We start from the raw sequence: 19228 nt of genomic DNA on the forward strand, positions 1-19228 counted from the left end.
CATTTCTAACATCTCCCGTTAATAGGCTAGTTTATATAATAGTTCAGTTAAAAGTTCAATTCCTGTTTCTAACTCTTCCAAACTCGTAAATTCTTTTGGTGAATGGCTGATTCCATTCTGGCTCGGTACAAATAATAATGAGGTGGCGCAGACGGAACCAAATACTTGGGCATCATGTCCAGCACCTGAGATCATTTCTTGATAACGGTAGTTTCTCTCCTCTGCAATTTCACGGGTCCACGCGTACATCTCAACATCCATCTTAACCGGCTTTACATCCATCCACTGGGAAATTGCCACTTCTATATTTAAGCTTTCAGCTACTCGTTTAAACTCCGTGAAAATCTCGTTACAATAATGATCAATAACAGCTTCCTGATGATGTCGAATATCGAGGCTAAACTCTACCTCCCCTGCGATTACATTCGGAACATTCGGTTTGACGTTTAGCCTTCCAACCGTTGCGACTAATTGCGGATCAACACCCCTCGCTTTTTCTGTTAAAAAAGAAATAAAATGGGCAGCTGTATTCACGGCATCCTTACGATACTGCATCGGAGTCGTCCCCGCGTGGTTACTTTCTCCATTGATGTGAACCGTAAAGCGGCGTTGTCCGACAATATGGGTCACAATCCCAATCTGATTCTGATTTTTCTCAAGAATCATCCCTTGTTCAATATGAATCTCCACAAAGCGTTCCACATCATCCCGAACTGGAGGAGTATACTTTTCAGGATCAAAACCCGCTTGATTCATCGCTTCTAAAAATTCAATTCCCTCTGGGTCCTTTATAGCTTTTACCGATTCAAGGTTGTAGGAACCACTGATATTTCTCGACCCCCAAAAGGTAAGCGGAAAACGACTTCCTTCTTCTTCGCATAAAGAGACGACTTCTATCGTTTTCTTTGGGTACCCATAGGTTTGAAATAGCCTTAATACAGCAATGAAACTGGCGATGATTCCATAGGCACCATCGTATTTCCCACCATCGACTACCGTATCGATGTGAGAGCCGGTCAAGATTGTTTTCCCATTGGATTCTGTTCCTGGGAATCTTCCAAATAAATTTCCGACACTGTCAAAATACGTATCTAGTTTCGCTTGGTCCATTTTATTCTTTAACGCCAGCTGCGCATCGAGCCAGGATGGAGAATACAAAAGTCTTGTTACGCCCCCATTCTCCGTTTTTCCAATCGAAGCAAGCCATTCAATCATTGCTCCCACATGACCTTTTTCTAAAAACTGTTTGTCTACTTGAATGGCCATCCACTTCACTCCTCGTAATTAGTTATATTATCTTTCCTTACATTAAACTGGTTATATTCCTAGTTTACATTCAATCAAAATGAACTTCATTAGACGATTCGTAAAAATTCTCATTATCTTTTATGCAAAATAACCAAATCATGATAATATAGATGGCAAATACATAATTTGTAGTGTTTCTTTACAAGGAGCGGTTCAAATGAAAGTAAATGAACTCTTATCCATCCTACATTTAGAAGGAATGATTATAATTGCCGGGGAATCTGGAAAAGATCGTGAAGTGGAATCAGTCAATATGATGGATGCACCCGATATTATTGACTACTTACATCAAAACGAATTTCTTATCACAACCGCTTATCATTTCAAAGACGAACCTCATCTGTTGACCGAACTAGTTAAAGCCATGGCTGAACAAGGGTGTGCCGGATTAGGGATAAAGACAAAGCGCTTTTTAGATAAAGTACCGGAAGTAGCAATCATTCTGGCAAACCAGTTAGCCATTCCGATCATTGAACTCCCATTAGAATTATCACTTGGGGAAATTGTCAATCATACTTTCCGAGCGATACTCGACCAACGAGCTAGCGAATTAACACTTGCGCTTGAGACCCACAAGCAATTTACCAATATCATTATGCAAGGTAAAGGGATTGGATTATTACTTCAAGATTTATCTCAACTGATTCATCGTCCAGTTCAACTAATAAATCACCATTTCAAGCCGATCTATCAACCGAATACGAACCTGGACTTTCCTTTGTTATTGGATGGTCTGAAAATTCCTTCTTTGATGACTTCTCCGATTTCTATATCAGTCCGATCCACTAAACAAACCTGGACTTTATTCCCTGTTCACATCAGTGAAAAGAAAAAAGGGTTTCTTATGCTTATTGGAGAGATTGAGAAAACCGATCATTTGACTTCTTTAATAATTGAACAAGCTACTAATGTTATTTCTTTTGCACTCATGAAGGAAAATGCGCTTAGACAACAAGAGCGAAGTATTCGCAATGATTTCTTCCTTCATTTCTCGGATGGCACTTTTACTTATCAACAGGAAATCATCGGTCGAGCCGCGGAATTTTCATTAAAAAACGATCAGAAGTATATTTGTGTGGTCGGTAAAATCGACAGGGATGAGCATCTCCCTACCTATACGGAGCGCCTTGAAAAAGCAGATGATATTTATGATTTTATTGAAGGGGAAGTCTCTGTTATAACTCCCAAAATCCACTTTTTTACCCAAGGTGAATCTTGTATTCTTTTATTTGAAGTTGAAGAAAACATCTCCAATCCAGGCGCTTACTGTGAATCTGCGTTACTGCAACTTCAAGAAAAAGTATTGAATTACTTTGGGAATACGATTTCCTTAGGTGTTAGTAATGTAAGCCATACTTTCTTAGATGTTAAAAATGCTTTCAAAGATGCTTTAGATGCCTTATCACAAGGGCAGCTTTCAAAGAGAACGGCATATATCCAAACCTATCATACGAAAGACGTTATGGAATTATTGCGAATGGTTCCCCAAGATGACTTAAAGAATTTTTATACTTTTACCCTTAGCCGCTTTGCAGAGACAAAAATTGAAGAAGAGCAGTCCCTGCTAGACACGTTGTCTGTCTATTTAGAAACACACTGTCAAATTTCCGAAACAGCAAAAAGATTGTTTGTCCACAGGAACACGGTGGTTTATCGAATTGAAAAGTGTGAGGAAATTCTCGGAAAAAGCTTAAAGGATTCAGAAACAACCATGCAAATTAGACTTGCCTTAAGGATTAGATCCTTGTTTGAGACTTAAAAGAAATATTTAGACTCAAGCAAATGGACTTCAAAGCAGCTTGAGTTTTTTTGTGTCATGTCTCTTGGCGACAACATCGCAATTTTAGAATAATAAGAGTTACTTTTTCTAACTCTAAAAATCTAACATAAAAAAGCCTATTTCCTTAAGGAAAATAGACTCTAGAATCGATTACACCTTTTATAAAAATTAAAACAACTTATTTATGTCATTTTCAGAAACCAATACCACTTTCCCGCGTTCGTCTTCTTTTTTAATTTCGTACAGACCATTTTTATAATCGTATATTATCGTATATACATCTCCAGCGAAAAGAACTTTGTCATTCGTGCTCATATAAAGCCCCCCTAATATTTATATATAGATAATTTAATACAATTATCTTTGTGAGTCTCCATTTTTGTTAACTTATCTTACGTAATATTTCAAAGGAGTAATTTTATTCCTGATTAATATCCCGTATAAATCCCTGCAGCCTTCGAATGAGACCACCATTTCCAAATCGGATAAATTTCTGTTGGTCCTTCACAATCCCATAATCTTTACTAAAATCTAAAAATTTCAATATGAAGATACGGCGATATTGAACGCGTTCAATTCCAATTCCATAAAACCACTGGTCAATCGTATTATAAACTCCCTTATTTAACCCAAATTGTGAATGACACCATTGAAAAAACTGTAAGTCCGGCAGATTTAGATATTCACTTTTTTCTAAGGAATTCTGTTTTGTTGTTTTTAAGTGAATCCCTACAGGACGAGAATTTGAGGTTTGCATCATGAATATCCTCCTTTTAAGTATATATTTAGTCCGTGAGCAATAAATAGATAGGTTAAATCCCGCTTATGCTGTAAGCTTTGTAATAAATTTACAATTTGAGCCTGTACAGACACATCTAACACTGAAATGTTGCTTATGTTTTTAAATAATCGAGCTGATGACTCCTTTATCAGATAACAAGGAAGGCTTTAACTTATTCAATTCAGTGTCTAATCGTTTTTTAACTTCTCCATCAAGTTCATAACGATTATTCACTAGTTTTTTTACTTGGCTATCTACGATATAAGTCCCTTTTAAGATGTAGGTAGCTCCAAGTGCTGCGAGCACTGGTTTTAGTGCGTAATCAATCATAAGGAGATGTCCGATCGATCCTCCAATGGCAATGGGTAAAATCGTTTTATTCACCAAACTATTTTGTGGCAGAAGATCCAAATAAGTTTTTAAGACCCCGGTAAATGATGCTTTATAAACCGGCGTTAAAATCACAATTATAGATGAATCTTCGACTTTTTTATTGGCATCAGTTATTTTATTGCTGTCAAATCTCGCTTGAATTAAATCCTCTGCTGGAAGATTGCGGATATGGATGATTTCAGGAGAATGATTCACTCCCTCGAAAAACTCTACAACATAATCCAATGCCCCATTTAATCTCGTATGTTCTGAAGGACTTCCTGAAATAATCGTTACTTTACTCATCATTGTTACTTCCTTTCTTTTGTGAATTGATAATTTTCTAGAAAAACTTAACCAACTAATCATTCATCACCAAAACCAATAAAAAAGACTCCTGTTAATAACAGGAGCCTTTGGTAGTCCAATCGGCTTTTACAATACTAGGTGTAGCTCCAACAAGTTCGGAGCTCACATATTTTCATAAGAATACTTTTTGCTGAGGAGAGGCCTGGTTATCTAAATACCATTTAACCTACTTGTTTACTTGGCATTGAGATACTAACTGTTGAATACACTATAAATCTTAATTAGTGTTGTTGTCAATCCATTACTTTGAATTTTTAGACAAATTTTTTTATTAATTCCCACTTGACTCTGATTAGTTAATTGATCTGCATCTTTATTAGTCATTAGAATAAAAAACACGCCAGTTGGCGAGCTTTCCATTGCTGTTTGTTTTTAAGCGTGGAGTTAAAAGCCTTCATTGATTCTCGGTTCATACTTATAGCGTTTTCAAGGTTAATCGGCTCAGATAAACGGAATCATTCATCTTTTTGATTTTTGATCCTTTCCAAGATTACAACTGAAACGGTCAGCTCAAATGAAAAACATCAGAAATTAAAAAAGTTCAAGGCCCCATTAATTTTATTAATGGGACCTTGAACTTTTTTGTTTATATAATACGTGCGGTTACGATTCCACCGATTTGATCGATTTTTTCTTGCAAACCAGGAATGATATCGCCATTTACTTTATTGTCAATGTCAATCATCGTATAAGCATATTCCCCACGGCTTCTATTAATCATGTCTGCGATGTTTAAATTATAGCTTGAAATAGCTAGTGTAAGCTGTCCAACCATGTTTGGAACGTTTTTATGGAATACTGCCACACGTTTCTTTCCTGTATAAGGGATGGATGCGTTCGGAAAATTCACTGAGTTCTTGATATTTCCGGTTTCCAGAAAATTCTTCACCTGGCGAGCAGCCATAATTGCACAGTTTTCCTCTGATTCTTGCGTAGATGCACCTAGATGAGGGATTGGAATTGCATTTTTCATTTTTAATACATTTTCATTTGGGAAATCTGTAATATACTTACCAACCTTGCCGCCTTCTAGCGCTGCTGCCATATCTGTTTCATTCACAAGCTCTCCGCGTGAGAAATTCAAAATGTGAACTCCAGGCTTCATAATGCTAAAAGTTGCTTGGTTAAACATTCCTCTTGTGTCATCGGTTAATGGAACGTGAACCGTAATATAATCAGAATTAGCAAACAACTGTTCAATCGTCATTGCGCGCTGAACATTTCTAGACAAATTCCAAGCTGTATCAACAGAAATAAACGGGTCAAAACCAATCACGTCCATGTCTAAATCTAGGGCATCATTCGCTACAAGTGCTCCGATGGCGCCTAAACCAATTACTCCCAGCGTTTTCCCCTTAATTTCTTTTCCAACGAATTGTTTCTTACCTGCTTCAACTAGCTTCGGTACTTGGTCACCTTGGCCTTCTAATGTCTTTGTCCATGCTATGCCGTCAAAAAGGTTTCGGGATGAAGCCATCAATGTAGTAAGAACCATTTCTTTTACAGCATTTGCATTCGCACCAGGGGTATTGAAAACCACAATTCCCTGTTCTGTACATTTTTCAACCGGAATGTTATTAACACCCGCTCCAGCACGTGCAATGGCCTTTACATTATGACCTAATTCTAGTGAATGCATATTAAAACTGCGCACAACAATCGCATCAGGATTTTCATTGTCATTGTCAATCGTAAAATTATCCTTATTGAATACATTTAGCCCGCTCTCAGCGATATTATTTAAAGTTTTGATTGTTTTCATTTTGTCTAGTGTTGTTGTGCTCATCTCGTATTCTCCTCTATTCTTATATGATAGTTTGAAATTTCCTAAATTCATTAAGCAAGCGGAAATGGCCAAATTTTATTAAAATCTGTACCTACTTGATTTTTAAAATATTAAAGTAATCTTGGCTCCTAGCCGGTTGAAATATCCCCTCCTATAAACAGAAAGAGGTAAGGAATAAATCCCTACCTCTGCCCAGGCGAACGGCTACGAGACATTATGTGCTCCCTCACGGTAATCCGTGTTTCGCCAGTTACACATCGTCTTTTTAATTTCTCTTACTATATCAAATTTTCTTACAATAATCAAGCTAGAAAATGCATTATTTTATGAAGTTTGTGTTCAAATTATTTTCCGCTTCTTACATTAATTTTTTCAAATCCTTAAGGAAAGCTGCTACCTCTTCCTCTTCTGTTGCCCAGGATGTTACGAGTCGAATCGCCGAGTGATCGGTATCGACCTTTTCCCAAATATGAAAGGCATAATGTTTCTCTAATTCCGTAATCAGCGCATTTGGTAAAATCGGAAAGATTTGATTCGATGGAGAATGGGTTAGAAACGGAATATTTGCTTTGCTGATTTCATCTCTAAGAATGGTAGCCATCATATTAGCATGCGCGGCCAAATCAAAGAACAAATTGTCCCTGAACAGTTCAAGAAACTGAGTGCCCAAAAGTCTCCCTTTCGCGAGCAGTGCTCCCTTTTGCTTCATATGGTATCGGAAATCCTCCTTAAGAGAATCCTTGCAAATCACCAAAGCCTCACCAATAAGTGCCCCATTCTTTGTTCCCCCGATATAGAAGGCATCCACAAGTGTTGGCAGATCGCTTAACTGAAGATCATTTTCTGTTGAACAAAGCGCTGAGCCTAACCTTGCACCATCCATATATAATATGAGATGGTTCTTTTTACAAAAATCTCTTAACTGCACGAGTTCACTCCGGTTATAAATTGAGCCAATTTCGGTGGAGTTGGATATGTATACAAGCTTAGGTTTGACCATATGCTCATCTGGATGATCGTCGAGTACCGATTGCACATCAGATGGGGTAAGTTTCCCGTTCTCTGTTTCAATTGATAGTACTTTATGTCCTGTCGCTTCAATGGCTCCTGTTTCATGCCCCAAAATATGGCCAGTACTCGCTGCCATTGCTGCTTCGTGCGGTCTTAAGAAAGCAGAAATTGCAATTAGATTTGTTTGTGTCCCGCCTGATAAGAGGTGAATGTCAACGTCTGTCCGTCCCATTCTCTCCTTTAACAGTTCAACCGCTTTTTGGGAAAATTGATCCTCTCCATAGCCTTCCACTTGGACAAGGTTGGATTCTATTAAAGCATTTAATATTCTAGGATGTGCGCCTTCACTGTAATCGTTCTTAAAGCTATACATCAGATTGCCCCCGTTTAATTATTTATAAGTGTAATTTCATGTCCATCCTAACATATTTTTTAAACAATGATGGGTATTTAGAGGATAAAAAACGGTAATATTTATCTTAATTTATTCATTCTATACTAAAATAAATACTCCTTTATACAAAGATACTTTTTATTGAGCTAAACTTCTTCGTTAGTCGAAGAACAAAAAATCCGGCTATGTAGCCGGATTTTAAACTCTAGCACCCGTTAATTCAATAACATTTTTATGTAAAATTATCGTTCATCAAGGGAAAATTTAGGTTCATATAAGCATTTCTCTGAACTCTTCATCATTTGATCGACTAACTCAGATCTTCCGTAGGCTGTTATTCTCATTATCCCTTGTATGCTTTCTGTAATTTCACAAGATCAAATTTCTTCATTTTAAGAAATGCTTCTGTTAGGCGCGCAAGTTGCTCTGGAGTGCCTTTGCTCATCATCTCGTCCATTTCAGTTGGCACAATCTGCCAGGATAGGCCAAACTTATCTTTCAGCCAGCCGCATTGCTCGGCTTCAGGAACGGCAGAGAGCCTTTCCCAGTAGTAATCAATCTCTTCCTGTGTGTCGCAGTACACCATAAATGAGAATGCCTCGTTAAAACTGAATTTGTGCTCATGCGCGCTATCCATTGCGGAAAACCACTGATTTTCAAGCATGAAATCAGAGAACATGATGGTTCCTTCTTTGTCAGGTTCCATGCCCTTAGGGTAGCGGGCGATAAGTCCCCGCTTTGCGTTCTTAAATACGGATAAATAAAAATTAATCGCCTCTTCCGCGTTGCCGCAATTATCGCCGACAAACAAAAGTGACGGCACTAATGAAGGCCGCTCTTCACCATCTGGATTGGTAAGGATTAACTGCCAGGACAAACCATACTTATCCTGAATCCAGCCAAACTTCTCACTGAACGGATACTTATCAAGTGGCATTAACACGGTGCCACCTTCGGACAATTTGTTCCAAACCTCATTTATTTTTTCTCCCGCTTCTTTTTCTCGCGATGGGTCAAAATTTACAACGATAGACACTGACGGATTGAGATTGAAATAGGGCCCTGCACTGATTGCCATGAACTTCTGCCCCCAAAGTTCAAACGAGACAATATCGGAGTCACCTGATGGTGTGTCGTGAATTGTGGTTACATTCGTAATTTTTGATTCCGGGAATACCGAAGTGTAAAACTCGGCTGCTTCTTTTGCCTCCTTGTCATACCATAAATGCGGAACGATTTCTTGATTTGTTTTTGACATTGTTATTCCTGGTTACTAAAATCTATAAAAATCTACCCTTCGCCTCCGAACCAATAAAAGAGACATACCGTGACGAGTCTCACGTCATTCCATCAGGAAGGGAATTGAACCCTTGTCATGAACCTGCTGTTCCCCGCGGTGCTCTGTTAGGGCCGGCGATTTGTAACAGACCATTCCTTCTATTGGTTAGACTGACGCAAAGATTGGATTTTAGTACCAGGACTACACCTCCTTGAATTGTAATTCCTGGTTCTTTATTATTAATGTTTTATGAATCACGTCCCATAGCTTCCAACAATGGTTTTCTTTGAATGTTTCTATATTTCTTAATTACATCCCCATATACTTCCGCCTTTGCATGCCGTTTTTTGACTTTTTCTCGGATTCTTCCATTGACCCAAGAATGGAAATCAGTTTTGGCTGTACTAGCTCACGTACCTGGTTTAGGATTTCTTGCGGTATTTTTTCATCAAAACCATGACCTCTTCTCCCATAATAAAAATATTAATCAAAGTTTTTTCGTAGTCGATTGATTAATTCTTTTGCTGGCAAAGGTACATAAGTCAAAGATACAAGAGTGGCTGTATAAACGGCTCTTTTTTTCAATAATTTTGCCAATACTTCATATATCATACTAAAACTTGTTCATCGAGCTCAATAAAATAATGATCTTTACGATATGACACTGCCTCCATGGTTGCAATTAGATTTTGCTCATGAAAAATGTCAATTCGATAGAATCCTGTACGAAAGTTTCGTCTTATTTCTGTCGCACGGGCAACTATTCTGTGTCCTGGTTTTGCTGCTTCAATAAACTGGATAGTTGTCGAGAGTCCTACTGAAGTTTTTCCATATGCATTACAAGCTACCGAAAATGCGTGGTCTGCTAAAGCGTATATAACTGCTCCATGAACAGTTCCATACGCTTTCACCATATGGTCCTGAACTTCTAGAATTGCTTCTGCAAAACCAGCTTCAAATTTTGTTAACTGAATACCTAACGATTGAGCATATGGATCGTTTTTTACTTGCTTGTAAATTTCTTCGTAGTGTTTTTCATAAATTTCATACTCGTCAATTTTCTTTTTCACAAATAAAACTACCATCACCATAGAGTGAAGAAATAGTAATACGTGATGAATTAAAATACCAATTGAACCAAAATCATGTATACAATCGTTCCTCCAGCTATAGACAGGAGCATGTTTTTCTTCCATAAGTGAAGCAACGCCACTACTACTACCCCAATCAATTCGGGTAAACCGTGACTTCCAGAAACTAAACTCACGTCCTTAAAACAATAAATGACCAAAAGCCCAATTACTGCTGCTGGAAGCACTTTACCGAGATATTGTACATACTGCGGTGTAGGCTTACCCGATGGGAAAACGATGAATGGAAGAAACCTTGTAAGCACTGTGCCCAAAACCACCATAGCAATCGTAATAATCTGTTGCGTTAAACTCATTGTCATATGGTGCTAACCTCAACTTTCTCCAATGGCTTTCTAATGAGGGTCAGTAACCCAAGAATTGCAAACATCGCAGGGATAATGAAGTGGTCTCCGCCAAAAATAAAGAGACTGACAGTTGAAAGCCCAACACCGATGAGGGCACTGTGGTGCTTTTTCTCTTTCATCCACTGTTCAATGAAAATGACTACAAAGAGAGCCGTCATAACAAAATCGAGCCCTTCTGTGTTGAACTTGACAAGAGATCCAAAAATACCGCCAATTGTTGAACCTATGACCCAATAAGAGTGATTGAGTAGTGTCACAAAGAACATAAACCAGCCCTTGTCTACATTCTTCGGAATATCAACGGTACAATTGATAGAAAAAGACTCATCGCAAAGCCCATAAATCATGTAGAACTTCTTTTTCCCAATTCCCTTATACTTATCCAGCATGGATATGCCGTAAAACAAATGTCGTGCATTCACCATTAAAGTTAGAAAAAGGGCGTTAATCGGATTAAACGCGAAAAGCAATAAATTGGCTGCCACAAACTCCATTGATCCTGCAAATATGAATAGACTCATCAGAATCGGGTAAATTGCACGAAACCCTAATGAATTCATATAGATGCCATATGCGATTCCCAAGAATACAAATCCAGCAAAAATGGGGACTGTATTTGGAAAAGCCGCACGAAATGCAATCCATATTTGATTTCTTTTTTTCAAATGATTCACATCCTCGATTGCTAAATTTATTTAAATTTAACATACAAAATCCATACAAAAAACAAGATAATTGTATGGATTACAATTATCCCTACATAGAAATACCCCCTTTTATCATAACGGGGGTACAAAGTTTTTTTCTAAAAAAATAAACTCGTGAGTTCACCTTTTCAAACGATCCGATTTCATTATAAGAATTCCATACAAAAATGATATGATTGTATGGAACACAAATATTAGAGGTGTAGTATGCCAATCAATTCATTTGAAAATTATCCAATGTCTTGGAAACCTGATAAGAAAGCCTTAAATCGTCCTTTTTATAAATCTCTTGCGTTATTACTTGAACAGGATGTTATTAATGGCTTTTTGGCCCCTGGGACAAAGTTACCTCCGCAACGAGAATTAGCGGACTTTCTTGATTTAAACTTCACCACTATTACCCGGGCTTACAAAATATGTGAGGTAAAGGGATTAATTTATGCCGTTACGGGAAGTGGAACCTTTGTAGCTCCAAATGCCGCCCGTTCTATAACCATTTCCGCTGATAAAACAGCAAACCTCATTGAGCTCGGATTTGTGGCATCGTTTGAGCAAACCAATGCTATCGTAACAGAGGTTATTCAAAAGGTTGTGAACAAAAGTTATGTAGAACAGCTACTAAATTACAACGAACCGACAGGGATTCTACATCAAAAAACAGCAGCTCTAAACTGGATGGAGTCTTTCGGAATTCACACGGACCATGAGCATATAGCAATCGTTTCTGGTGCCCAAAATGCATTGGCAATTGCTTTAGCTGCTTTGTTTGAGCCTGGCAATAGAATTGCCACCGATTTATACACGTATTCGAATTTTATTGAATTAGCAAAAATGTTCCATATTCAGTTAGTCCCCATTCTCGGAGACGAGTTTGGGATGTTACCAGACGAACTTGAAAAGCAGTGCAGCCAAATAAATATTCACGGAATTTTCCTAATGCCCTCTTGCTGTAATCCTACCACAGTGATGGTTCCAGAATTTCGAAAGCAAGAATTAGCTACGGTCATCAGTAAGCATCGTTTAATTTTAATTGAGGATGATATTCATGCATTTCTGACTGCAGGTATAATCTCCGATTACCAGCAGCCAATGTTCAATTCACTCCCCGAACAGAGCATTTATATTTGCGGCACCTCTAAGTCCATTTGTTCTGGATTAAGAGTTGCCTATATGGTCTACGGGGATGCGTTACGTGAGAAAATTCAGCGGGCTATTTTTAACATCAATGTAAAAACCTCTTCTTTTGATGCAGAGGTGATCACAGAGCTAATCTTATCAGGGAAGGCTCATGAAATTGTTTCTCTAAAGAAACAGCTTGCACAAACTGCAAATGATATTTATTTTGAATATTTTCCTTTAAGGAAGAATGTTGGACACCCTTTTAGTTTTTATCGTTGGCTTCCAATTCATGGATTTAACGATGCCTTTCAGCTAGAATCGGATTTAAAAAGACCAGGTATTAGAGTCTTTCATTCTGATCGTTTTTTAAGTGGGCAGTCCACCCCTGATAAGTATTTGCGTATTGCACTTGCTTCCACTAACTCATTAGATGAGTTAAAAATAGGATTAAGTATATTAAGACAGTATCTCAATTAATTCGAACAAAAATGAAAAACGGATGAGAAAAATCATCCGTTTCTTTACTATTATAGTCTTTGTTATCATGTACACCGTTAAAACACAATGTATATCTCAAGTTGACCTAAACTAAGGGACCAACTACAGGGTGCGGTACATATGGTTCCTCTAGTGATACTATTTCTTCAGGTGTTAGCTTGATTGAAAGAGCTGGTACTGCATCTTCAAGATGCGATATTAACTAGCTCCAATAATAGTAGACCTTCAGAAAACCGCCTATTATTGTTATTAAAAACACTGATTGGATACATTTCATGGAATTTTTATCTGAAAAACGTCTTCAATGAGCTCTATTGGAGACTATTTTAGCCTTTTTTATCGGATTATTGTTGCCAATTAGCCCTATTGGATACCATATTAGCCATTTTTATTAGATTTCTGTCGCCAATGATCTAAATATTACCATTTTAGATACTTACCAATGAAAATTAAAAAGCCGCCCTCACTTTATGCGAGAACGGCCAGTTCATTTGAAGATTACACCATTATTTTGCAAATATCATTCGTAAATTCTACTGGGTCACTAATTGGTAATCCTTCAATCAATAGAGCTTGATTGTATAATAACTTGGTATACAGATCTAATTTATCTTTATCATTTTCAAATGCTTCTTTTAATGATTGGAAGACTTCGTGATTGTTATTGATTTCTAAGACCTTATCCGCTTTGATATTTTGGTTATTCGGCATCGCAGCAAGAATTTTTTCCATTTCAATCGATATTTCCCCTTCAGTTGCCAGGCAGACCGGGTGGGACTTTAACCTTTTTGAAATCCTTACATCCTTCACTTTATCAGCTAAAATATTTTTCATATAGTCAAAGAGTTCTTTGTTTTCTGTCTCTGTTGATTGGGAATCGTCCTTGTTTTCTTCCCCTTCGATTCCCAGGTCACCACTTGAGATCGACTTGAATTCTTTTTCTTTGTAGGTCATTAACATTTTAATTGCGAATTCATCGATATCCTCAGTGAAATAAAGGATTTCATAGCCTTTTTCAGAAACGAATTCGGCCTGTGGTAATTTTTCAATTCGTTCAATCGATTCACCGGAAGCGTAATAAATATATTTTTGATCTTCTGGCATTCTTGATACATATTCATCTAAGGTGACCAATTTCTTCTCTTTAGAAGAATAGAACATGATCAGGTCCTGTAATAATTCTTTGTTTGCACCAAAATCATTATAAACTCCGTACTTTAACTGACGACCGAAGGATTGATAAAATTCTTCATACTTTTCGCGTTCTTTCCTTTGAAGGCTTAGTAATTCGCTTTTAATGTTTTTGTTAATGTTTTTAGCGATCAGCTTCAATTGGCGATCATGCTGGAGCATTTCTCTTGAAATGTTAAGAGATAAATCTTCGGAATCGACCATCCCTTTAACGAAACTGAAATGGTCTGGCAGCAAGTCAGCACATTTTTCCATTATCAGAACCCCATTGGAATAGAGTTCTAAGCCCTTTTCAAATTCTTTCGAATAGAAGTCGAACGGAGTTTTTTCAGGAATAAATAGGATTGAATTATATCTAATGGTCCCTTCGACGCTGATATGGATATGTTTAATCGGCTTGTCAAATCCGTAGCGTTTTTCGTTATAAAAGTTCTCGTAATCTGCATCGGTAAGCTCGCTCTTATTCTTTTTCCAAATTGGAACCATGCTATTGATAATTTCTTCTTCTTGATAATCCTCGTATTCGGACTCACTGCCTTCCTTGAGCCTTCTGTTATTAACATCCATTTTGATTGGATAACGGATGAAATCAGAATATTTCTTGATAATCGCTTTTAAGCGATATTCCTCTAAATACTCATCATAGTTTTCATCTTCACTATTTTCTTTAATCTTTAAAATAATTTCTGTCCCAACTGAATCTTTTTCTACCTGCTCAATCGTATATCCATCAGCACCTGTGGATTCCCATTTAAAAGCCTCATCACCATCTAAATTTTTACTAATCACAGTAACTACGTCAGCAACCATAAAAGCAGCATAAAAACCTACTCCAAACTGACCGATAATATCATAGCCATCTTTTAATTCGTTTTCCTTTTTAAATGCTAGGGAACCACTTTTGGCAATCGTCCCAAGATTTGTTTCCAGTTCTTCTTTGGTCATCCCGATCCCTGTATCGATAATCTTAAGAGTACGGTTTTCTTTGTCAGCTTCCAATTTAATATAATAATTGGATTGATCAAAACTTAAAGCATCGTCAGTTAAGGCTTTGTAATAAATTTTATCAATGGCGTCACTGGCATTAGAAATTAACTCTCTTAAAAATACCTCTTTGTGAGTATAAATGGAGTTAATCATCATCTCTAGTAATCGTTTAGATTCTGCTTTAAACTGTATCTTCGACATAGAAAAAGCCCCTTCCTATTCTTAATATGTAAAGACTGATTTAGATTGTCTAAAAAGTAAATCAGCGCCTATTAGCACTCTCACCACCTGAGTGCTAATCCATATAATTAAATATCATATTTCACGTTGTCGTGTCAATATGTATCTATTTTTATTTCAATAAATCTTTTAACAAAGTGAAAAAAAGCCACCAATAAAGGCAGCTTATCATTCCGTTTTATGAAGTGCGTTTTTACCAAACTGCAATCTCGTTATTGACCCGGAGCATTGCTGCCTCATGTCCACTACGATCTTCTTTTTTTAATGAAACCTCTAACCTATCATCATTATGGAATGTTAAAACAATATTTTGATCACTAATAATTTTCGACTTCTTTACTTGATGGTTTATAAGCGAACATAAAGAATCTCGATATCCTAACGAGGCGCTTTCAAAATATCGGCCATTCACGACAGAAACTGGCAATGAATATGTAGTCAAGGTTCCATTAATCTGTTCACCTTCAAAATAAAATTGCAAATAATCTCTAATAAAAATGACTGAGCTAACTTCTGTATTTTCTAAGGTTTTAATAAACATGGTTAACCTCCGAACTTTGGCTTATTATTCGATGGGAATATCAAAAAAGGCTGCCAAATTCACACCCACCATTTTGGGAACTATTTTTGTATAACATATCATATTACTTGGCTTTTTAAATGTGCAATTTATGAAAATATTATGTCAATTTTACATTTAGACCTAAAATGAGTGGTATTGATTCATTCTTCATCCCTATATCTAAAATCATTCCACTTCTACACATTTCTTTTGTAATTATATTTTTTACGCAATTGACATATCCGTAACAATATTGACATATATTTTATCAATCGTATCGGAAGGAGGGTAAACCAAATGGATAATCGAATTTTTTTATTACTTGCTACAATCTTATCTGGTTTCGCACTTATTAGAGTTCCCTTAGCTGATTCATTTCTTGAAAGCGTTTCCCCAGTCACTGATATCATTGGTATACTAACTGTTTTAATCTTCTCACTCGTCTTAATTTATAAAGGAGTTAGAAGTTTGTTCAGTAAGTAAATATGATTATGGAAAGCACTCTATATAGGGTGCTTTTCTCTTTGAATTAAATGTTATCCACCTACTAAAATAAATTAATTATTTTTGCAAACAATAAAATAGTGTTATTTATTACTCAAACCGATTTAAAGGAGAATCTAAAATGAAAAAAGATACATATTCAAAAGGAGAACCAACTATTGCAGAAGGTATGGATACAGAGGATGTACTAAATAGAGATGCCACTCAAGCAGAAATTGAAAATGGGAATTCAACAAATGTAACTGTTTTGTCTCTGGATGAAAACGATCCTAGCTGATTTAATCTAATGGTAGAACATGTACGATCTCTATAAAGTAATTCCAATACTGTGAAGAAAAAGCGAATAAGATCAAAATTGAAAAGGAGTATGGCTACTCCATTATAATTTTCACCATTATTCTCCTCGTTTATATTTCTTGGAGTAACCTTTTTTTCATAGTATTGGAAAAACCAAATGGCACTGTTACCAAAATCCGCTCGCTAAATATCCGGCAATAATATCACTTAAATAATATAATCACGTAACGTCCATTTTCTTTACCTAATAAACTTGTCATATTGTACCAAGACAAGTTCTACTTCTCTACTATACTCGGAGAGTCGATCTTCGTCTTAGTTAGGTAGATAACCAATCCCAAGATGGTTATCAGGAAGATTGTGCTGGTTCCCACCGTACCCAAACCAAGACCACCGTTTTTTTGAGACTGTGACAGGAAGTCACCAAGAGAAGCACCGAATGGACGGGTCAAGACATAGGCAATCCAGAAGGACAGCACTGCATTTAGCTTGAATTTGTAGTGCGCAATTGCCACTAACCCAATCAGTACAGCAAACATTAGTGCAGATTTCCAGTAACCCATGTTAAGACCCTCTGCAATTAGATCCCCGGCTGCTGTACCCAAGGCGAAGGTGAACAAGATGGCCAACCAGTAGAATGCCTCCCGCTTGGATGTATAGATGGAGTGAATAGACAATGTCTTCTCACTCGCGTACCAAGCCGCAAAGGTTGCCAGCATGGCAATGGTGAAGATGATGGTGGTCGTTTCTAATGCTACACCGAAATTGTCGACAAGGTTATCAGTGACTAGCGTACCGACAACACTTATTAGCACAACAGCGAGCCAGTAAATCCTTGGCACGTACATCTTCAACTTAAACTGGAAGAACAGCGTAATGATTAACAGGATTGCCATGATATAAGTGGTATTGGTCAAGCCAAGGTTCAAGTTATCGTTCAAAAAGTCTGCAGCTGTCTCCCCCACCGTGGTTGCCAAAATTTTAATGATCCAGAAGAAGATTGTAACTTCTGGAACCTTATTCAACATTTGACGGCCTCTGGATAGATTTTGTATCTCCCCTGAATAACTCATTTAAAATGCTCCTCTTTTTCTTTTTTATTTTGAATCAGCACTCACTATAGCGGTACCCTCTTTTGAAAACACAAACAGCTTTTGCCCAAAATAGTTTAACAACGTGTACAAACAAGTACCCACTAGGACAGAGAGATCAGTTTGAATATTCTTTGGGATGAAGTCATTATTTTTTAAAATGTCTACCACGAAACGCCTTCCCATTTCATATGAAAGGAAATAACAGCACAAGATAACGATTACAAAGCGGACCGCACTCTTTGACATTGAATTTTGGCTTTTGAACGTAAAATTTCTATTTAATATAAAACTAACAAAGGCTCCAATCGAATTGCCAACAAAAGTGGCTATCCAATAGGACTGTCCAAGTAGATGTAAAAGAAGATACATGACGGATAACCCTACGACAGTATTAACGACCCCTACCATAATAAATCGAACGAATGAATATTTCATAACCGACTCCTAATTTATCACTGCTTCACTCTGCTTTTTCACTTCTAATAAATTTGTGTACAAATCTTTTTCAACTGCATACCTTGGCCGTCTTTTAACCTCATGATAGATTTTACCGATATATTCTCCAATAATACCAATACCCAACATTTGTAAACCTCCAACGAACCAAATGGAAATAATTAAAGAAGTCCATCCGGATTCGGTGTGACCTAATATTTCTTGGGTGATCGCATAGCCCTCTGCTATGGCACTTATTAACACTGCCAAAAATCCAATAAATGTGACAAATCGAATAGGGGCGACACTAAAGGATGTCATTCCATCAAATGCGAAGGCAAGCATTTTCTTTAGTGGGTATTTTGATTCTCCAGCAAACCTCTCTTTTCTGTCATAGTAGACCTTTGTGGATTTATAACCTACAAGTGGAACAAGTCCACGAAGAAATAGGTTTGTTTCTTTATAGTTTAATAGCTCATCTAAAGCACGTTTACTCATAAGACGAAAATCTGCATGGTTTGGGACAAGTTTAATCCCCATTCTTTCCATCATGCGATAAAAACCTAAAGCAGTTGTCCGCTTAAAATACGTATCCGTCTCTCGACTATCCCTTACACCATAGACAATATCCTGTCCTTCCCAAAACTTTTCAATAAATTGATGGATGACCGTTATGTCATCCTGCAAATCCGCATCGATTGAAATGACACAATCCGAATGCTTTGAGGCTATCTCTAATCCAGCTAAGAGTGCATTTTGATGACCAACATTTCTAGCAAGCTTCAATCCTCTTATATTTGGATTTCTTTCATTTTCCACTTCAATTAATTCCCAGGTCCGATCCCTGCTGCCATCGTCCACAAAAAGGATCCTACTGTCTATTGAAATAAGCGACTCCTCCATTAATTCAAATAAAACAGAAGATAATTGTGCCGAAGTTTCAGCTAATACCTCCTCTTCATTAAAACAAGGGACCACAATCGTTAGCACCGGTTTATTCATATGGAATCACTCCT

General features: G+C 37.2%; 19 protein-coding genes, 1 pseudogene and 1 riboswitch. Of the genes and pseudogenes, 4 read left to right on the forward strand and 16 right to left on the reverse strand.

Annotation, left to right across the window (positions count from 1 at the left end):
• Positions 1-18 precede the first annotated feature (18 nt).
• Positions 19-1266 (reverse strand): allantoate deiminase, encoded by a 1248-nt coding sequence (gene allC / locus ACSU6B_RS03820; protein ID WP_410882887.1) that lies wholly within the window; start codon positions 1264-1266, stop codon positions 19-21.
• Positions 1267-1465: 199 nt separating this feature from the next.
• Here allC and ACSU6B_RS03825 point away from each other — a divergent pair, with 199 nt between their 5' ends.
• A complete protein-coding gene (locus ACSU6B_RS03825) occupies positions 1466-3067 on the forward strand; it encodes a PucR family transcriptional regulator (protein WP_410882889.1) in 1602 nt (533 codons plus the stop codon).
• A 189-nt stretch (positions 3068-3256) separates the two neighbouring features.
• On the opposite strand, the gene ACSU6B_RS03830 is transcribed toward ACSU6B_RS03825, so the two are convergent.
• The 9 genes from ACSU6B_RS03830 to azlC form a co-directional block, all read right to left on the reverse strand.
• Positions 3257-3403 carry a hypothetical protein gene (locus ACSU6B_RS03830; protein WP_168243364.1) on the reverse strand — a complete coding sequence of 49 codons (147 nt, stop codon included), beginning with the start codon at positions 3401-3403 and terminating at the stop codon, positions 3257-3259.
• Between the two features lie 103 nt (positions 3404-3506).
• Positions 3507-3848, reverse strand: coding sequence for a hypothetical protein (locus ACSU6B_RS03835; protein WP_410882891.1), 342 nt, complete (start codon positions 3846-3848; stop codon positions 3507-3509).
• Positions 3849-3989: 141 nt separating this feature from the next.
• Positions 3990-4550: an NADPH-dependent FMN reductase gene (gene ssuE, locus ACSU6B_RS03840; protein ID WP_410882893.1), complete on the reverse strand. Its 561-nt coding sequence runs from the start codon at positions 4548-4550 to the stop codon at positions 3990-3992.
• A 646-nt stretch (positions 4551-5196) separates the two neighbouring features.
• A complete protein-coding gene (locus tag ACSU6B_RS03845; RefSeq protein WP_410882895.1) occupies positions 5197-6396 on the reverse strand; it encodes a phosphoglycerate dehydrogenase in 1200 nt (399 codons plus the stop codon).
• A gap of 183 nt (positions 6397-6579) precedes the next feature.
• Positions 6580-6660: riboswitch (ZMP/ZTP riboswitch) on the reverse strand.
• A 94-nt stretch (positions 6661-6754) separates the two neighbouring features.
• Positions 6755-7780 carry a threonine aldolase family protein gene (locus ACSU6B_RS03850; protein ID WP_410882897.1) on the reverse strand — a complete coding sequence of 342 codons (1026 nt, stop codon included), beginning with the start codon at positions 7778-7780 and terminating at the stop codon, positions 6755-6757.
• Positions 7781-8144: 364 nt separating this feature from the next.
• Positions 8145-9059: a VOC family protein gene (locus tag ACSU6B_RS03855; protein WP_410882899.1), complete on the reverse strand. Its 915-nt coding sequence runs from the start codon at positions 9057-9059 to the stop codon at positions 8145-8147.
• 629 nt (positions 9060-9688) lie between these two features.
• A complete protein-coding gene (locus tag ACSU6B_RS03860) occupies positions 9689-10165 on the reverse strand; it encodes a PaaI family thioesterase (protein WP_410882901.1) in 477 nt (158 codons plus the stop codon).
• Positions 10166-10200: 35 nt separating this feature from the next.
• Entirely contained in the window at positions 10201-10533 is a 333-nt protein-coding gene (locus ACSU6B_RS03865; protein WP_098933906.1) for a branched-chain amino acid transporter permease, read from the reverse strand.
• Positions 10530-11273: an azaleucine resistance protein AzlC gene (gene azlC / locus ACSU6B_RS03870; protein ID WP_410883316.1), complete on the reverse strand. Its 744-nt coding sequence runs from the start codon at positions 11271-11273 to the stop codon at positions 10530-10532. Before azlC ends, ACSU6B_RS03865 begins: the two co-directional genes overlap by 4 nt.
• A gap of 219 nt (positions 11274-11492) precedes the next feature.
• Here azlC and ACSU6B_RS03875 point away from each other — a divergent pair, with 219 nt between their 5' ends.
• Positions 11493-12881 carry a PLP-dependent aminotransferase family protein gene (locus tag ACSU6B_RS03875; protein WP_410882904.1) on the forward strand — a complete coding sequence of 463 codons (1389 nt, stop codon included), beginning with the start codon at positions 11493-11495 and terminating at the stop codon, positions 12879-12881.
• A gap of 106 nt (positions 12882-12987) precedes the next feature.
• On the opposite strand, the pseudogene ACSU6B_RS03880 reads toward ACSU6B_RS03875, so the two are convergent.
• The 3 genes and pseudogenes from ACSU6B_RS03880 to ACSU6B_RS03890 form a co-directional block, all read right to left on the reverse strand.
• A pseudogene (locus tag ACSU6B_RS03880) lies at positions 12988-13101 on the reverse strand (aldo/keto reductase); the annotation flags it as partial.
• Between the two features lie 299 nt (positions 13102-13400).
• Positions 13401-15281, reverse strand: coding sequence for a molecular chaperone HtpG (gene htpG, locus ACSU6B_RS03885; RefSeq protein WP_410882905.1), 1881 nt, complete (start codon positions 15279-15281; stop codon positions 13401-13403).
• A 232-nt stretch (positions 15282-15513) separates the two neighbouring features.
• Positions 15514-15861 (reverse strand): hypothetical protein, encoded by a 348-nt coding sequence (locus ACSU6B_RS03890; protein ID WP_410882907.1) that lies wholly within the window; start codon positions 15859-15861, stop codon positions 15514-15516.
• 318 nt (positions 15862-16179) lie between these two features.
• Here ACSU6B_RS03890 and ACSU6B_RS03895 point away from each other — a divergent pair, with 318 nt between their 5' ends.
• Both ACSU6B_RS03895 and ACSU6B_RS03900 read left to right on the forward strand, forming a co-directional pair.
• The gene (locus ACSU6B_RS03895; RefSeq protein WP_168243354.1) at positions 16180-16365 is read left to right on the forward strand and encodes a hypothetical protein; all 186 of its coding nucleotides are present in this window, start codon (positions 16180-16182) and stop codon (positions 16363-16365) included.
• Between the two features lie 142 nt (positions 16366-16507).
• Positions 16508-16663 carry a hypothetical protein gene (locus ACSU6B_RS03900; protein ID WP_215002037.1) on the forward strand — a complete coding sequence of 52 codons (156 nt, stop codon included), beginning with the start codon at positions 16508-16510 and terminating at the stop codon, positions 16661-16663.
• 298 nt (positions 16664-16961) lie between these two features.
• On the opposite strand, the gene ACSU6B_RS03905 is transcribed toward ACSU6B_RS03900, so the two are convergent.
• Genes ACSU6B_RS03905 through ACSU6B_RS03915 form a run of 3 tightly spaced genes read right to left on the reverse strand, consistent with a single transcriptional unit; the run spans position 16962 to position 19214 of the window.
• On the reverse strand, positions 16962-17756 hold the full coding sequence (locus ACSU6B_RS03905; protein WP_410882910.1) for a COG4705 family protein: 795 nt from the start codon (positions 17754-17756) through the stop codon (positions 16962-16964).
• Positions 17757-17780: 24 nt separating this feature from the next.
• On the reverse strand, positions 17781-18212 hold the full coding sequence (locus ACSU6B_RS03910; RefSeq protein ID WP_410882912.1) for a GtrA family protein: 432 nt from the start codon (positions 18210-18212) through the stop codon (positions 17781-17783).
• 9 nt (positions 18213-18221) lie between these two features.
• Positions 18222-19214 (reverse strand): glycosyltransferase family 2 protein, encoded by a 993-nt coding sequence (locus ACSU6B_RS03915; protein ID WP_410882914.1) that lies wholly within the window; start codon positions 19212-19214, stop codon positions 18222-18224.
• Positions 19215-19228: the final 14 nt, after the last annotated feature.

Source organism: Neobacillus sp. C211, from assembly GCF_051842875.1.
In the GTDB taxonomy this organism is placed as follows: Bacteria; Bacillota; Bacilli; order Bacillales; family Cytobacillaceae; genus Neobacillus.

What these genes read in the sequence shown, in the direction of transcription:
- allC (WP_410882887.1), bottom strand. Translation starts at nt 1,266, where the DNA reads ATGGCCATTCAAGTAGACAAACAGTTTTTAGAAAAAGGTCATGTGGGA.
- ACSU6B_RS03825 (WP_410882889.1), top strand. Translation starts at nt 1,466, where the DNA reads ATGAAAGTAAATGAACTCTTATCCATCCTACATTTAGAAGGAATGATT.
- ACSU6B_RS03830 (WP_168243364.1), bottom strand. Translation starts at nt 3,403, where the DNA reads ATGAGCACGAATGACAAAGTTCTTTTCGCTGGAGATGTATATACGATA.
- ACSU6B_RS03835 (WP_410882891.1), bottom strand. Translation starts at nt 3,848, where the DNA reads ATGATGCAAACCTCAAATTCTCGTCCTGTAGGGATTCACTTAAAAACA.
- ssuE (WP_410882893.1), bottom strand. Translation starts at nt 4,550, where the DNA reads ATGATGAGTAAAGTAACGATTATTTCAGGAAGTCCTTCAGAACATACG.
- ACSU6B_RS03845 (WP_410882895.1), bottom strand. Translation starts at nt 6,396, where the DNA reads ATGAGCACAACAACACTAGACAAAATGAAAACAATCAAAACTTTAAAT.
- ACSU6B_RS03850 (WP_410882897.1), bottom strand. Translation starts at nt 7,780, where the DNA reads ATGTATAGCTTTAAGAACGATTACAGTGAAGGCGCACATCCTAGAATA.
- ACSU6B_RS03855 (WP_410882899.1), bottom strand. Translation starts at nt 9,059, where the DNA reads ATGTCAAAAACAAATCAAGAAATCGTTCCGCATTTATGGTATGACAAG.
- ACSU6B_RS03860 (WP_410882901.1), bottom strand. Translation starts at nt 10,165, where the DNA reads ATGGTAGTTTTATTTGTGAAAAAGAAAATTGACGAGTATGAAATTTAT.
- ACSU6B_RS03865 (WP_098933906.1), bottom strand. Translation starts at nt 10,533, where the DNA reads ATGACAATGAGTTTAACGCAACAGATTATTACGATTGCTATGGTGGTT.
- ACSU6B_RS03875 (WP_410882904.1), top strand. Translation starts at nt 11,493, where the DNA reads ATGCCAATCAATTCATTTGAAAATTATCCAATGTCTTGGAAACCTGAT.
- htpG (WP_410882905.1), bottom strand. Translation starts at nt 15,281, where the DNA reads ATGTCGAAGATACAGTTTAAAGCAGAATCTAAACGATTACTAGAGATG.
- ACSU6B_RS03890 (WP_410882907.1), bottom strand. Translation starts at nt 15,861, where the DNA reads ATGTTTATTAAAACCTTAGAAAATACAGAAGTTAGCTCAGTCATTTTT.
- ACSU6B_RS03895 (WP_168243354.1), top strand. Translation starts at nt 16,180, where the DNA reads ATGGATAATCGAATTTTTTTATTACTTGCTACAATCTTATCTGGTTTC.
- ACSU6B_RS03900 (WP_215002037.1), top strand. Translation starts at nt 16,508, where the DNA reads ATGAAAAAAGATACATATTCAAAAGGAGAACCAACTATTGCAGAAGGT.
- ACSU6B_RS03905 (WP_410882910.1), bottom strand. Translation starts at nt 17,756, where the DNA reads ATGAGTTATTCAGGGGAGATACAAAATCTATCCAGAGGCCGTCAAATG.
- ACSU6B_RS03910 (WP_410882912.1), bottom strand. Translation starts at nt 18,212, where the DNA reads ATGAAATATTCATTCGTTCGATTTATTATGGTAGGGGTCGTTAATACT.
- ACSU6B_RS03915 (WP_410882914.1), bottom strand. Translation starts at nt 19,214, where the DNA reads ATGAATAAACCGGTGCTAACGATTGTGGTCCCTTGTTTTAATGAAGAG.